Origin of the sequence: Streptomyces sp. NBC_01006 (genome assembly GCF_045162725.1) — a bacterium.
GTDB lineage: Bacteria > Actinomycetota > Actinomycetes > Streptomycetales > Streptomycetaceae > Streptomyces.
Genome location: NZ_CP108700.1, coordinates 2,832,600 through 2,845,650, shown reverse-complemented (window position 1 = coordinate 2,845,650; position 13,051 = coordinate 2,832,600). Strand labels below are relative to the sequence as shown.

The following is a 13,051-nucleotide window of genomic DNA, read 5'->3' as shown; positions in this document are numbered from 1 at the left end:
CAGACCGCCCGTAGAAGTCCCTAGCCCGCTTCCGGGCCGCGCAGCAGGGTCAGGAAGGAGCGGAAGGCGGCCGGCATGTCCACCGACTCCGGGGCGAGCAGCCACTGGTACTGGAGGCCGTCCATGACCGCGGTCAGCAGCGGGGCCGCCTGCTCCGGGGTGAGGCCCGAAGGCAGCCGGTCCCCGAATTCGGCGCGCAGCACCGCCGTCATCTCCGAGCGGACCTGCGCGTAGCGCTCGGTGAAGAACTCCCGCGCCGGATGCCCGTCGGTGACGCTCTCGCCCAGCAGTGCCGAGAAGGTCTGCACGATGCCGGGACGCATGGCGTTGTACTCCACCAGCGAGGCCAGCAGGTCCAGGCGCCAGGTGCCGGCCGAGGCGCGCGAGCCGCCGCCGGTGTCCCAGCGGTCGCGCTCCTCCAGCACCGCGACCAGCAGTGCCTCCTTGGTCGGGAAGTAGTGCAGCAGCCCCTGCTGGGTCAGGCCGACGCGCTCGGCCACCGCGCCCAGCGACGCACCTCGGTAGCCGCGCTCCGCGATCACCTCGACCGCCGCGCGGACGATGTCGCCGCGCCGTTCCTCGCTCCTCGCCCTGGCCATCGCCCCGGCACCTCTTCCGCTCACGCCGTGCCCCGCCTCGGCGGCGGGACCGTACGTACGTTATCGGAATATCACGAACACATTACGAACCCTACCGCTCTACCGGTATCGGGTCCACGATGGGGGACACCCCCGCACCGACGCACGCACGCACCCGCACGCACTCAACGAGGAGGCACGGCCGTGACCGATGCCGATCAGGTCCGCCACGACGCCGTAGAGGCGGCGCTCGGCAAACTGGACCTCGACACCAAGGCCCGCCTGCTGGCCGGCCAGGACATGTGGTCCCTGCCCGCCGTTCCCGAGATCGGGCTGAAGTCCCTGGTCATGTCCGACGGCCCCATCGGCGTCCGCGGCGTGCGCTGGACCGCCGACGACCCGTCCATCGCCCTGCCCTCCCCGACGGCGCTCGCCGCCGCCTGGGACCCGGCGCTCGCCCGCCGCGCCGGCCGGCTCCTCGCCCAGGAGGCCCGCCGCAAGGGCGTCCACGTCCTCCTCGCCCCCACCGTCAACCTGCACCGCTCCCCGCTCGGCGGCCGGCACTTCGAGTGCTACTCCGAGGACCCGTACCTCACCGGCGCCATCGGCACCGGCTACGTGAACGGCGTCCAGGACGGCGGTGTCGGCACCACCGTCAAGCACTTCGTCGGCAACGACGCCGAGACCGAGCGCTTCACCGTCGACAGCGTCATCGCCCCGCGCCCGCTGCGCGAGCTGTACCTGGCACCCTTCGAGGCCATCGTCCGCAACGCCCACCCCTGGGGCATCATGACGGCGTACAACCAGGTCAACGGCACGACGATGACCGAGCACCAGTACCTCGTGAACGAAGTCCTGCGCGGCGAGTGGGGCTTCGACGGGTACAACGTCTCCGACTGGATGGCAGCCCGCTCCACCACCGGCGACATCCTCGGCGGCCTCGACGTCGCCATGCCCGGACCGCAGACCGTCTACGGACCCGCCCTCGCCGCGGCCGTCCGGGCCGGTGAGGTCCCCGAGTCCGCCGTGGACGAGGCCGTGCGCAACGTCCTGCGCCTCGCCGCCCGCGTCGGGATCCTGGACGGCGCGCCCGCCGTCGTCACCGAGACCCCGGCCCCCGTCGACGGCCAGGCGCTGGCCCGCGAGCTCGCCGCCCGCGGCTTCGTCCTCGTACGCAACGAGGCCGTGTCCGGCGAGCGGCGGGCCCTCCCGCTGGACGCCGCCCCCGGCCGCACGGTCGCCCTGCTCGGCGCCGCCGCCCGGGACGCCCGCGTCCTCGGCGGCGGCTCGGCCACCGTCTTCCCCGAGCGGATCGTCTCCCCGCTGGACGGGCTGAGCGCCGCCCTCCCGGAAGGGGCCCTGACCTTCGCCGTCGGAGCCGACCCCTCCGACGAACTCGTCCCCGCCGACAAGGGCTTCGAGCTCCGCGCGATCTGCCGCGACTCCTCCGGCGCCGTCCTCGGCGAGGGCAGCCTGCCGACCGGCCAGGTCCAGTGGATCGGCGAGGACCTGCCGGCGGGCGCCTCGTACGAGACCATGGCGAGCATCGAGGTCACCGGTACGTTCGTGCCGCGCGAGAGCGGCGAGCACGCCTTCGGTACCCGCGGGCTCGGCGCGTTCACCCTCGCCGTCGGCGGCGAGATCCTCTGGGACGGCGTCCAGGCGATGGGCAACGAGGCCGACCCCTTCGAGGCCTTCTTCGGCGCCCCCAGCGAACGCGGCCGCGTCATCCTCGCCGGGGGCGAGACCGTCGAGGTCTCGCTCACCTTCCAGGTCCCCGACACGAGCACCCTGCCGCTCAAGGCGATCATGTTCTCGCTGCTCCACCTCGGCCCGCAGCGCGACGCCGACGAGCTGATCGCCGAGGCCGTGGCCGCCGCCCGCGTCGCCGACACCGCGGTCGTGGTCGTCGCCACCACCGAGCGCGTGGAGTCCGAGGGCTTCGACCGGCGCGACCTCTGCCTGCCGGGCCGCCAGGACGACCTCGTGCGCGCCGTCGCCGCCGCCAACCCGAACACCGTGGTCGTCGTCAACGCCGGCTCCCCGGTCGAACTGCCGTGGCGGGACGAGGTGGCCGCCGTACTCCTGACCTGGTTCCCCGGGCAGGAGGGCGGGGCCGCGCTGGCCGACGTACTGCTCGGGCTCGCGGAGCCGGGTGGGCGGCTGCCCACCACCTGGCCCGCGCGGTTCGCCGACGCGCCGGTCACCGAGGTGGTCCCGACCGAGGGGCGCCTGGAGTACACCGAGGGCCTCTTCATCGGCTACCGGGCGTACGAGCGCCACGGCATCGCCCCCGCCTTCCCGTTCGGGCACGGCCTCGGCTACACCGACTGGGCGTACGAGTCCCTGGAGGTCACCGGGACCACCGCCCGGGTCCGCGTCACCAACACCGGCGCCCGGCCCGGCCGCGAGGTCGTCCAGGTCTACCTCGCCCCCGTCGCCGAGGCGTCCGACGGCGCGCAGGGCGCGGCGGTGGAGCGTCCGGCGAGCTGGCTGGCCGGGTTCGCGGGCGTGGAGGCGGGCCCCGGCGAGAGCGTCGAGGCCGAGATCGCCCTGCCCGCCCGCGCCTTCGAGATCTGGGACGAGCGGGCCGGCCGCTGGCAGCGGATCGGCGGCACCTACGAGGTCCGCGCGAGCCACGCCCACGGCGACACGCGGCTGACGGCGACCCTGGAGATCTAGAACCTCCGGGCCGGCCGGAAACCACCCATGAACCGGACCGGGGGCGGGCCCTGACACCCGCCCCCGGTCCCCATTCGGCCCATGTCAGCGCGGCGGCTCGGCCGCCGTCACCTGGCGGTGCGCCAGCTCCGCGAGCCGGGCCTGCCCGTCCTTGCCCGGGTGGAACCAGTCCCAGCGGCTCAACTGGTCCGCGGCGAACGGGTACTGGAACACCGCGCCGCCGTCGTAGCGGCACAGCGCGTCCTTCGAGCAGACCTCGCGGAGCACCTCGTTGTACTCGACCACCCGCGCCCGCACCTGCTCGCGCCGGGCCGTCGCCCCCGCGGCCGCCGACAGCGGGTCCGCCAGCATCGACTGACAGATCCCCAGCTTCCAGATCTGCCGCACCACCGGGGTGTCCTTGCCCTGCTCCCACAGCCGCTGAAGGTCCGGCACGCTGGAGACGTACACCTGGGACGCGGGGGAGGCCGCACGCAGACCGGCGAGGGCCTTCTCGAACCCGGCGCGGAACTCCGCCACCGGCGTCATGGACGAAGCCGTCGGCCGGCAGGCGTCGTTCGAGCCCACCATCACCGTGACCAGGTCGGGCTTGTGCTCCGCGGCCGAGGCCAGCTGCCCCGCCAGGTCCGCCATCCGCGAACCCGTCACCGCGTAGTTCCAACTGCGCGCCGGCACCTCGGCCTCCCCGAGCAGCCGGGCGGCGAGCGAGTGGACGGCGGGATCGCTCCCGGTGGCCCAGGAGACCTCGGGGCAGTCCGCCAGGACCGAACAGGCATCGAAACCCCGCGTGATGGAATCGCCGACGGCGGCGATCGACGCGGGCGCGGTGTTCCAGCGCGGCCCGGCCTGCGCCCCCCGCTCACCCTCCGTGTCCGACCCGCCCGACTGACACCCGGTCAGCACCCCGGCCAGGAGGGCCGCCGCCGCGCCCGCGCCCACGAGGGTCCGGCGCCGGGACGTGCGCGCGCGGCGTCGTGTGGCGGTGGTGCGCATCGGGTGGTTCCCCTCCTCGTCGCCCCACGTCCTCCGGGGGCGTCCTGCTGAGTGAATGCTCTGCGTTTGGCAGCCTCGGACCGACCGTACGTCACACCATGACCCCTGGCGCACGGTAGCTTTTTCCCGTGGCGTTTCGGCCGCAGGTCCCGTGGCGCAATGTCAAATAATTTCCGTTACATTACATCACGTCACATACTGTCCGTTTTCTGGAGTTTATTCCCGACCTCGTCCCACACTGGAGGTCCCGGTGACGACACGTGGAGTTCTGTACGTGCATTCCGCTCCGCGCGCGCTCTGCCCGCACGTGGAATGGGCTGTTGCGGGCGTGCTCGGGGTGCGGGTGAACCTCGACTGGATCAGGCAGCCCGCCTCCCCCGGCACCTGGAGAGCCGAGTTCTCGTGGCAGGCCGAAGCCGGCACCGCGTCGAAGCTCGCGTCCGCGCTGCGCGGCTGGCACCTGCTGCGCTTCGAGGTGACCGCGGAACCCTGCCCCACCGCCGAGGGCGAGCGTTACAGCTCCACCCCGGAGCTCGGCATCTTCCACGCCGTCACCGGTATGCACGGCGACATCCTGATCCCCGAGGACCGGCTGCGCGCCGCCCTCGCCCGGTCCGCGCGCGGCGAGACCGACCTGGAGGCGGAGATCGCCAAACTGCTCGGCAAGCCCTGGGACGACGAGCTGGAGCCCTTCCGCTACGCGGGCGAGGGCGCCCCGGTCCGCTGGCTCCACCAGGTCGTCTGAGTCCCGGGCCCGGGGCATGCGGAAAGGGCCCGCCCGGCGAGTGCCGGGCGGGCCCTTTCGTACGTACTGCTCGTCGACTAGACGCTGCGGAAGGCCAGCGTCACGTTGTGGCCGCCGAAGCCGAACGAGTTGTTGATCGCGGAGATCGGGCCGTCGGCCGGCAGCTTGCGCGGCTCGCCGACGACGATGTCCGCGTCGATGTCGTCGTCGAGGTCGTCGACGTTGATGGTCGCCGGAGCGATCCGGTGGTACAGCGCGAGCACGGTCGCGACGGTCTCGATACCGCCGGCGCCGCCCAGCAGGTGGCCGGTCATCGACTTGGTCGCGGAGATCGCGATGTGGTCGAGGTCGTCGCCCAGGACCTTGCGCAGGGCCTTCAGCTCGGCCGTGTCACCCTGCGGGGTCGACGTGGCGTGCGCGTTCAGGTGGACCAGCTCGGCCGGGTCGAGACCCGTGTTGTCCAGCAGGTTCTGCACCGCGGCCGCGACACCGCGGCCGGTCGGCTCCGGCTGCGCGATGTGGTGGCTGTCCGCGGACAGCCCCTGGCCCAGCACCTCGCAGTAGACCCGGGCGCCGCGCGCGGCGGCGTGCTCGGCGGACTCCAGGACGACGACGCCCGCGCCCTCGCCGAGGACGAAGCCGTCGCGGGCCTTGTCGTACGGGCGGGAAGCCTGCTGCGGGTTCTCGTTGTTCTTGGACATCGCCATCATGTTGGCGAACGCGGCGATCGGCAGCGGGTGGATCGCCGCCTCGGTGCCGCCCGCGACGACCACGTCGGCGCGGCCGGTACGGATCATCTCGACGGCGTAGCCGATGGCCTCGGCGCCGGAGGCGCACGCGCTGACCGGAGTGTGCACGCCCGCCTGGGCGTTGACCTCCAGGCCGACGTTGGCCGACGGGCCGTTCGGCATGAGCATGGGGACGGTGTGCGGGGAGACCCGGCGCACACCCTTTTCCTTCAGTACGTCGTACTGGTCGAGCAGGGTGGTGACGCCGCCGATACCGGAGGCGATCACGGTGCCCAGACGCTCGGGGGCGATGGCCTCGTCCTCGCCGGCGGGAGCGGTGTAACCCGCGTCCGCCCAGGCCTCACGGGCCGCGATGAGGGCGAACTGAGCCGAGCGGTCGAGCTTGCGGGCCAGCGGGCGGGGGAGTACCTCGCTCGGGTCCACGGCGGCCTGAGCGGCGATGCGGACCGGCAGTTCGGCGAAGCGCTCGCCCTCCAGGGGCGAGACGCCGGACCGGCCGGCGAGCAGGCCTTCCCAGGTCGAAGCGCTGTCGCCACCCAGCGGAGTGGTTGCGCCGATACCGGTGACGACCACGGTGCGATTGGTCGGGCTCACAGGAATTCTTTCTCCACGTCTAAGGGGGTGCTGAATTGTCACGGCGCCACCGCCAGGTGGCGACAAACGCTCGTCAGGCTCAGGCCTGGTGCTTGAGGATGTAGTCCGCGGCGTCGCCGACCGTCTTGAGGTTCTTGACGTCCTCGTCCGGGATCTTGACGTCGAAGCGCTCTTCGGCGGCGACGACGACCTCGACCATGGAGAGCGAGTCGACGTCCAGGTCGTCGGTGAACGACTTCTCGGACGCGACGTCCTCGACGGGGATGCCGGCGATCTCGTTGACGATCTCCGCGAGACCCTCGATGATCTCTTCCTGCGTGGCGGCCATGTGGCGCTCCTTCTATAGCTAACTGGGGTGAAGCGGGGCGGGATGTGGTTCCCGGACCCTAGGGGAGGGTAACGACCGTCGCGGCGTAGACGAGTCCCGCCCCGAAGCCGATGACGAGCGCGGTGTCGCCGCTCTTCGCCGCTCCGGTCGCCAGGAGCCGCTCCATAGCGAGCGGGATCGAGGCGGCCGACGTGTTGCCGGTGGTCTCCACGTCACGGGCGACCGTGACGTGCTCCGGCAGCTTCAGAGTCTTCACCATCGAGTCGATGATCCGCATGTTTGCCTGGTGCGGGATGAAGACGTCCAGGTCCTCCGCGGTGATCCCGGCCGCGTCGAGCGCCTGCTGGGCCACCTTGGCCATCTCGAAGACGGCCCAGCGGAAGACCGCCTGACCCTCCTGCGTGATGGCCGGAAACTTCTGTGCGCTGTCCGTGCTGCGGAACTCGTCCCACGGCACGGTCTGCTTGATCGTCTCGGACTTGTCGCCCTCCGAACCCCACACCGTGGGGCCTATGGCCGGCTCGTCCGAGGGGCCGACGACCACGGCGCCGGCGCCGTCGCCGAACAGGAAGGCCGTCGCGCGGTCCTCCAGGTCGGTCAGGTCCGACAGCCGCTCCACGCCGATGACGAGGACGTACTGGGCCGAGCCCTCGACGACGAGGCCCTTGGCCAGCGTCAGGCCGTAGCCGAAGCCGGCGCAGCCCGCGGAGATGTCGAACGCGGCGGGCTTGACCGCGCCGATCCGGTGCGCGATCTCGGTCGCGACGGCCGGGGTCTGCTTGAAGTGCGAGACCGTCGAGACGATCACGGCGCCGATCTGCTCGGGCGAGACGCCGGCATCGGCCAGCGCCTTCCCGGAGGCCTCCACCGACATTGCGGCGACGGTCTCCTGGGGCGAGGCCCAGTGCCGGGTCGCGATGCCGGAGCGCGAGCGGATCCACTCGTCGGACGAGTCGATCGTCTCCAGGATGACCTCGTTGGAGACCACGCGGGTCGGTCGGTAGCCGCCGACGCCGAGAATGCGGGCGTACGGGGAGCCCTTGGCAGGCTTGATCTTCGACATGCTGTGTGGGCTCCTTCTCTCAGGCCGCGTGCTCGGCGACGAGCGCGGCGGCCTTGTCGAGATCGTCCGGGGTCTTCAGGGCCACGGTCGGCACGCCCTTGAGCGCGCGCTTGGCCAGCCCCGTCAGAGTGCCACCCGGGCTGAGCTCGATGATCCCGGTGACGCCCAGCTCGCCGAACGTCTCCATGCACAGGTCCCAGCGGACCGGGTTCGCGACCTGGCCGACCAGGCGGGCGACGACGTCGGCGCCCGTGGTGACGACGTGGCCGTCCTTGTTCGATACGTACTTCAGCTCCGGGTCGGCCGGGGCGAGGGCCTGTGCGGCCTTCTCCAGCGTGGCGACCGCGGGAGCCATGTGGTGCGTGTGGAAGGCGCCCGCGACCTTGAGGGCGACGACCTTCATGGAGCCCTCGGGCTTCTCGGCCACCAGGGCCTCGATCTGCTCCATCGTTCCTGCGGCGACGATCTGGCCCGCGCCGTTGATGTTCGCCGGGGTCAGACCCAGCTTCTCCAGGTGCGCGACGACCACGGCCTGGTCGCCTCCGAGCACCGCGGCCATGCCCGTCTCGGTGACGGCGGCGGCCTCGGCCATCGCCAGACCGCGGGTCCGTACGAACGACAGCGCGTCCGCGTCGGACAGCACACCGGCGTACGCGGCGGCGGTGATCTCGCCGACGCTGTGGCCCGCGACGGCGCCGAAGGCCGTAGTGCCGTGCCCATCGGAAGGGGCCAGAGCCGAAGCGGACAGGAGACCGGCGGCCACCAGCAGCGGCTGCGCCACCGCCGTGTCGCGGATCTCGTCCGCGTCCGCCTTCGTGCCGTAGTGGGCAAGGTCGAGCCCGATGGCGTCGGACCAGGCGGCGACGCGGTCAGCGGCGCCGGGGAGGTCGAGCCAGGGAGTCAGGAAGCCGGGCGTCTGTGCGCCTTGGCCGGGAGCGACGAGTACGAGCACCCTCACACTCTCTCTTGTGGACGGTCCCCGCCGCCCGTGGGGACAGGGACGAAGAACCGTCGGGGTAATTGTTGATGTCCGACAAAAGTCTAGGACTGCTGATCGCCGTCGGCCAGACGCCCGAGGATCAAGGCGATCCGCAGCGTGAACGCAGATCGGACATCGGACGGTGACCAGCCGGTGACGTCGGTCACACGTCGCAGCCGGTAGCGCACCGTGTTCGGGTGCACGAACAGCATCCGCGCAGCCCCCTCCAGGCTGCTCGCCTGCTCCAGATACACGCTCAGCGTCTCCAGCAACGCCGACCCCGCCTCTTCCAGCGGTCTGTAGATCTCCTCCACCAACTGCTCCCGGGCGGAGGGGTCTGACGCGATCGCGCGCTCCGGCAGGAGATCGTCCGCCAGCACCGGCCGCGGGGCGTCCTGCCAGGCCGTACACGCCTTCAGCCCGGCCGCCGCGGCCTGCGCGGACTTGGTCGCGTTCAGCAGATCCGGAACCACCGGACCGGCCACAACCGGGCCCGCGGCGAACGGCCCGATCAGCGATTTCGCCACCTGGATCGGGTTGTCGCTGCCGCCCGCGATCACCACCAGCCGGTCGCCGAGCACCCCCGTCAGGACCTGGAGCTTGTGGTGCCGGGCCGCGCGCCGGATCGCCTCGACCGTCAGCTCGCTGTCGCCCTCCGGCGCGGTGCCGAGCACCACGCACACGTGCTCCGGCGAATTCCAGCCAAGTGCGGCGGCCCGCGACAGCGCGCCCTCGTCCGCCTCGCCGGACAGCACCGCGTTCACGACGAGGGACTCCAGCCGGGCGTCCCACGCCCCGCGCGCCTCGGCGGCCTGCGCGTACACCTGGGCCGTCGCGAACGCGATCTCCCGGGCGTACACCAGCAGCGCCTCGCGCAGGATCGACTCGTCGCCGGGGGCCGCGACCTCCTCGATCGCGGTCTCCATGACCTCGATCGTCGTCCGGACCATCTCCACGGTCTGGCGCAGGGTGATCGCCCGGGTCAGCTCGCGCGGAGCCGTCCCGAAGACGTCCGTGGAGATCGCCTGCGGAGTCTCCGGGTGCCGGAACCACTCCGTGAACGCGGCGATGCCGGCCTGCGCGACCAGGCCGATCCAGGACCGGTTCTCCGGGGGCATCGCCCGGTACCACGGCAGGGTCTCGTCCATGCGGGCGATCGCGTTCGCGGCGAGCCGGCTGGAGGACTTCTCCAGTCGGCGCAGCGTCGCGGCGTGCGGATGGGCGGGAGCGGGATGCGCGGGGGAATGCTCACGTTCGGGTTGGGGCACGGGACAAGACTGCCTTATCGGGGCGGCGGCGCGGAGTCCGGTCCCGCGGCGCTCCTCCACCGGGGGGCTACGGTGACTTCCATGATTGACGTACGCCGCGGGGCCGACCGGTACGCAGGAGGGGATCCGGACGCCGGGATCACCACCGCGCACGCCTTCTCGTTCGGCCCGCACTACGATCCGGACAATCTGCGCTTCGGCCCGGTCCTGGCCTGCAACGAGGAGAGGCTCGCCCCGGGCGCCGGCTTCGACGAGCACCCGCACGGCAACACCGAGATCGTCACCTGGGTCGTCGAGGGCGAGCTCACGCACAAGGGCAGCACGGGCGAGAGCACCGTGGTCCGACCCGGTGACGTGCAGCACCTGGCCGCCGGATCCGGCGCCCGGCACATCGAGCGCAACGACGGCGCGGCGCCGCTGCGCTTCGTGCAGATTTGGCTCGCGCCGCTGGCCGCGGGCGGGGAGCCCTCGTACGCGCTGGTCCGGCAGATCGCCGACGGCGCCCCGTACGAGATCCCCGCGGCCGGCGCCGTCCTGCACGTGCGCCGGCCCGGCGCGGGCGAGCGGGTGGCCGTACCGGCGGCGGAGCGGATCTACCTGCACGTGGTACGCGGGGACCTGCGGCTGGACGGGGAGGAGCTCGGCCCCGGGGACGCGGCGCGGATCACCGGGGAACAGGGCCTGGAGATCGTGGCCGGATCCCCGGGCGAACTGCTGATCTGGGAGCTGCCGTAGGCCGTGCCTTTCGGGCCTACCGGCCTACCGGCCGGCGAGCTCCGCGAGGACCGCGTCGGTGAACGGGGGCCAGGCCTGAACGGCCCACGGGCCGAAGGCGCGGTCGGCCAGCGCCACGCACGCGGCGCGGGCGTCCGGATCCACCCACAGGAAGGTGCCGGCCTGCCCGAAGTGGCCGAAGGTGCGCGGCGAGGACGAGGCGCCCGTCCAGTGCGGGGACTTGCCGTCGCGGATCTCCAGGCCGAGCCCCCAGTCGTTGGGGGACTGGATCCCGTACCCCGGGAGCACCCCCTTGAGCCCCGGGTGGACCACGGAGGTGGCCTCCGCGACCGTCCGTACGTCCAGCAGCCGCGGCGCCTGGAGCTCGGCCGCGAACCGGACGAGGTCGGAGACCGTCGAGACCCCGTCCTTGGCGGGCGAGCCCTCCAGCGTGGTCGACGCCATGCCGAGCGGCTCGAACACCGCCTGGTGCACGTACTCCGCGAACGGGATGCCCGTGGCCTTCGTGATGTGGTCGCCGAGCACCTCGAAACCGGCGTTCGAGTACAGCCGGCGCGTACCGGGTGCGGCCATCGCGCGGTGCTCGTCGAACGCCAGCCCGCTGGTGTGCGCGAGCAGGTGACGGACCGTCGAACCCTCGGGCCCGGCCGGCTCGTCCAGCTCGATCGCCCCCTCCTCGTACGCGACGAGTGCGGCGTAGGCGGCAAGCGGCTTGGTCACCGAGGCCAGCGCGAAGCGGTGGTCCAGGGGCCCGTGGGAGCCGGCCAGGCTCCCGTCGGCACGCACCACGGCCGCCGCGGCGGTCGGTACCGGCCAGTTTTCGATGGTCCGCAGACTCTGCAGGGTCTCCACGCTCTCCATGCGGCCGAGCCTACTTGCTTGGAGTGCACTCCAAGGTTTTAGCGTGGTCGTCATGAGCCTGACGGAGACGCGGTACACGATCAGCGAGGTCGAGGCCCGGACCGGTCTGACCCAGCACACGCTGCGCTGGTACGAACGGATCGGCCTGATGCCGCACGTGGACCGCTCCCACTCGGGACAGCGCCGGTTCACCGACAAGGACCTCCATTGGCTGGCCTTCGTGGGCAAGCTGCGCGCCACCGGGATGTCGGTGGCCGACATGGTCCGCTACGCCGAACTCGTGCGCGAGGGCGAGCACACCGTCGACCAGCGGCGCGAACTGCTGGAGCAGACGCGGCGCGAGGTGCGTGCGCGGATAGCGGAGCTGAACGACGCGCTCGCCGTACTGGACTTCAAGATCGACATGTATGCAACGGGCACGACCGCGGGGAAGGCGACACGACAATGACGCAGAACACCACCATCGAGCAGGTCGAACTCGGCAAGGGAGGCCCGCTGGTGGGCATCCAGGGCCTCGGCTGCATGGGCATGAGCGAGTTCTACGGGGAGACCGACGAGGCGCGGGCCCGTGACACCCTGGAGGCGGCCCTGGCCACCGGGGTCACCCTCTTCGACACCGCCGACAGCTACGGGCGCGGCGCCAACGAGAAGTTCATCGCGCCGTTCGTGGCCGAGCACCGGGACGAGATCACCCTCGCCACCAAGTTCGGCATCGAGCGCACCGACGACCCGCAGCACCGGGGCATCCGCAACGACCGCGCGTACATCCGCAAGGCCGTGGAGGACAGCCTGCGCCGGCTCGGGACCGATGTGATCGACCTCTACTACATGCACCGGCGCGACCCGGCCGTGCCGTTCGCCGAGTCGGTGGGCACGATGGCCGAGCTGGTGCAGGAGGGCAAGGTGCGCCACCTGGGGCTCAGCGAGGTCACCGGCCCCGAACTGCGCGAGGCGTACGCGGTGCACCCGATCGCGGCGCTCCAGTCGGAGTGGTCGCTGTTCAGCCGGGACGTGGAGCGCACCGCGGTGGGCGCGGCGGCGGAGCTGGGCGTGGCCTTCGTGCCGTATTCCCCGCTCGGGCGCGGCTTCCTGACCGGCTCGTTCGCGGACGCGGCGGCGGACCTGTCGGCGGCGGACTTCCGCCGCTTCCAGCCCCGGTTCACGGGTGACAACGCCAAGGCCAACGCGGCGCTGCTGGCGCCGGTGCGGGAGATCGCGCAGGCGCACGGGGCGACCCCGGCGCAGATCGCGCTGGCCTGGGTGCAGCAGCGGGCGCAGGTGCACGGGCTGACCGTGGTCCCGATCCCGGGCACCCGCAAGACCGGCCGCCTCGCGGAGAACACCGCCGCGACCCGGATCACGCTGACGCCGGCGGAGCTGGCGCTGCTGGAGCCGATCGCCGCCCAGGTCTCCGGCGACCGCTACCCGGACATGACCTGGACGTCCGCGGGCCGCGAGGGCTAGGTCGTCCGGTGT

13 protein-coding genes are annotated in these 13,051 nt (G+C 72.2%); 5 read left to right on the top strand and 8 right to left on the bottom strand.

Translation table 11 applies throughout. The features are described 5' to 3' along the window. Positions 1 to 20: 20 nt before the first annotated feature. A complete protein-coding gene (locus OG509_RS12910; RefSeq protein WP_406182617.1) occupies positions 21 to 599 on the bottom strand; it encodes a TetR/AcrR family transcriptional regulator in 579 nt (192 codons plus the stop codon). A 183-nt stretch (positions 600 to 782) separates the two neighbouring features. Here OG509_RS12910 and OG509_RS12905 point away from each other — a divergent pair, with 183 nt between their 5' ends. After that, positions 783 to 3,260 (top strand): beta-glucosidase, encoded by a 2,478-nt coding sequence (locus tag OG509_RS12905; protein ID WP_406182615.1) that lies wholly within the window; start codon positions 783 to 785, stop codon positions 3,258 to 3,260. An 84-nt stretch (positions 3,261 to 3,344) separates the two neighbouring features. Here OG509_RS12905 and OG509_RS12900 read toward each other — a convergent pair whose 3' ends face one another. Further along, the gene (locus tag OG509_RS12900) at positions 3,345 to 4,253 is read right to left on the bottom strand and encodes an SGNH/GDSL hydrolase family protein (RefSeq protein ID WP_406182613.1); all 909 of its coding nucleotides are present in this window, start codon (positions 4,251 to 4,253) and stop codon (positions 3,345 to 3,347) included. Positions 4,254 to 4,503: 250 nt separating this feature from the next. Between OG509_RS12900 and OG509_RS12895 the strand changes: the two genes are divergently transcribed. After that, positions 4,504 to 4,998 carry a DUF3145 domain-containing protein gene (locus tag OG509_RS12895; protein ID WP_030160508.1) on the top strand — a complete coding sequence of 165 codons (495 nt, stop codon included), beginning with the start codon at positions 4,504 to 4,506 and terminating at the stop codon, positions 4,996 to 4,998. Between the two features lie 77 nt (positions 4,999 to 5,075). Here the strand turns inward: OG509_RS12895 and fabF are convergent, their stop codons facing one another. The 5 genes from fabF to OG509_RS12870 all read right to left on the bottom strand — a co-directional run bounded on the left by fabF (position 5,076) and on the right by OG509_RS12870 (position 9,979). Next, positions 5,076 to 6,341, bottom strand: coding sequence for a beta-ketoacyl-ACP synthase II (gene fabF / locus OG509_RS12890; protein WP_406182611.1), 1,266 nt, complete (start codon positions 6,339 to 6,341; stop codon positions 5,076 to 5,078). A 79-nt stretch (positions 6,342 to 6,420) separates the two neighbouring features. Next, the gene (locus tag OG509_RS12885) at positions 6,421 to 6,669 is read right to left on the bottom strand and encodes an acyl carrier protein (RefSeq protein ID WP_385583237.1); all 249 of its coding nucleotides are present in this window, start codon (positions 6,667 to 6,669) and stop codon (positions 6,421 to 6,423) included. A 58-nt stretch (positions 6,670 to 6,727) separates the two neighbouring features. After that, positions 6,728 to 7,732 (bottom strand): ketoacyl-ACP synthase III, encoded by a 1,005-nt coding sequence (locus tag OG509_RS12880; protein WP_406182609.1) that lies wholly within the window; start codon positions 7,730 to 7,732, stop codon positions 6,728 to 6,730. Between the two features lie 19 nt (positions 7,733 to 7,751). After that, positions 7,752 to 8,684, bottom strand: a complete 933-nt coding sequence (locus tag OG509_RS12875) for an ACP S-malonyltransferase (protein ID WP_406182608.1) — start codon at positions 8,682 to 8,684, stop codon at positions 7,752 to 7,754. 89 nt (positions 8,685 to 8,773) lie between these two features. After that, positions 8,774 to 9,979: a PucR family transcriptional regulator gene (locus OG509_RS12870; protein WP_406182606.1), complete on the bottom strand. Its 1,206-nt coding sequence runs from the start codon at positions 9,977 to 9,979 to the stop codon at positions 8,774 to 8,776. Positions 9,980 to 10,060: 81 nt separating this feature from the next. On the opposite strand from OG509_RS12870, the gene OG509_RS12865 reads away from it, so the two are divergent. Beyond that, the gene (locus OG509_RS12865) at positions 10,061 to 10,714 is read left to right on the top strand and encodes a pirin family protein (RefSeq protein WP_406182604.1); all 654 of its coding nucleotides are present in this window, start codon (positions 10,061 to 10,063) and stop codon (positions 10,712 to 10,714) included. 24 nt (positions 10,715 to 10,738) lie between these two features. On the opposite strand, the gene OG509_RS12860 is transcribed toward OG509_RS12865, so the two are convergent. Further along, positions 10,739 to 11,557 carry a serine hydrolase domain-containing protein gene (locus OG509_RS12860; RefSeq protein ID WP_406187563.1) on the bottom strand — a complete coding sequence of 273 codons (819 nt, stop codon included), beginning with the start codon at positions 11,555 to 11,557 and terminating at the stop codon, positions 10,739 to 10,741. Between the two features lie 70 nt (positions 11,558 to 11,627). Between OG509_RS12860 and OG509_RS12855 the strand changes: the two genes are divergently transcribed. Both OG509_RS12855 and OG509_RS12850 read left to right on the top strand, forming a co-directional pair. Beyond that, a complete protein-coding gene (locus OG509_RS12855; RefSeq protein WP_406182603.1) occupies positions 11,628 to 12,023 on the top strand; it encodes a MerR family transcriptional regulator in 396 nt (131 codons plus the stop codon). Next, on the top strand, positions 12,020 to 13,039 hold the full coding sequence (locus tag OG509_RS12850) for an aldo/keto reductase (protein WP_406182601.1): 1,020 nt from the start codon (positions 12,020 to 12,022) through the stop codon (positions 13,037 to 13,039). Before OG509_RS12855 ends, OG509_RS12850 begins: the two co-directional genes overlap by 4 nt. Positions 13,040 to 13,051 lie beyond the last annotated feature (12 nt).

Bases quoted from the DNA above. Each gene is read 5' to 3' on its own strand.
- OG509_RS12900 (WP_406182613.1), bottom strand. From the start codon at position 4,253: ATGCGCACCACCGCCACACGACGCCGCGCGCGCACGTCCCGGCGCCGG.
- OG509_RS12855 (WP_406182603.1), top strand. From the start codon at position 11,628: ATGAGCCTGACGGAGACGCGGTACACGATCAGCGAGGTCGAGGCCCGG.
- OG509_RS12885 (WP_385583237.1), bottom strand. From the start codon at position 6,669: ATGGCCGCCACGCAGGAAGAGATCATCGAGGGTCTCGCGGAGATCGTC.
- OG509_RS12910 (WP_406182617.1), bottom strand. From the start codon at position 599: ATGGCCAGGGCGAGGAGCGAGGAACGGCGCGGCGACATCGTCCGCGCG.
- OG509_RS12880 (WP_406182609.1), bottom strand. From the start codon at position 7,732: ATGTCGAAGATCAAGCCTGCCAAGGGCTCCCCGTACGCCCGCATTCTC.
- OG509_RS12850 (WP_406182601.1), top strand. From the start codon at position 12,020: ATGACGCAGAACACCACCATCGAGCAGGTCGAACTCGGCAAGGGAGGC.
- OG509_RS12865 (WP_406182604.1), top strand. From the start codon at position 10,061: ATGATTGACGTACGCCGCGGGGCCGACCGGTACGCAGGAGGGGATCCG.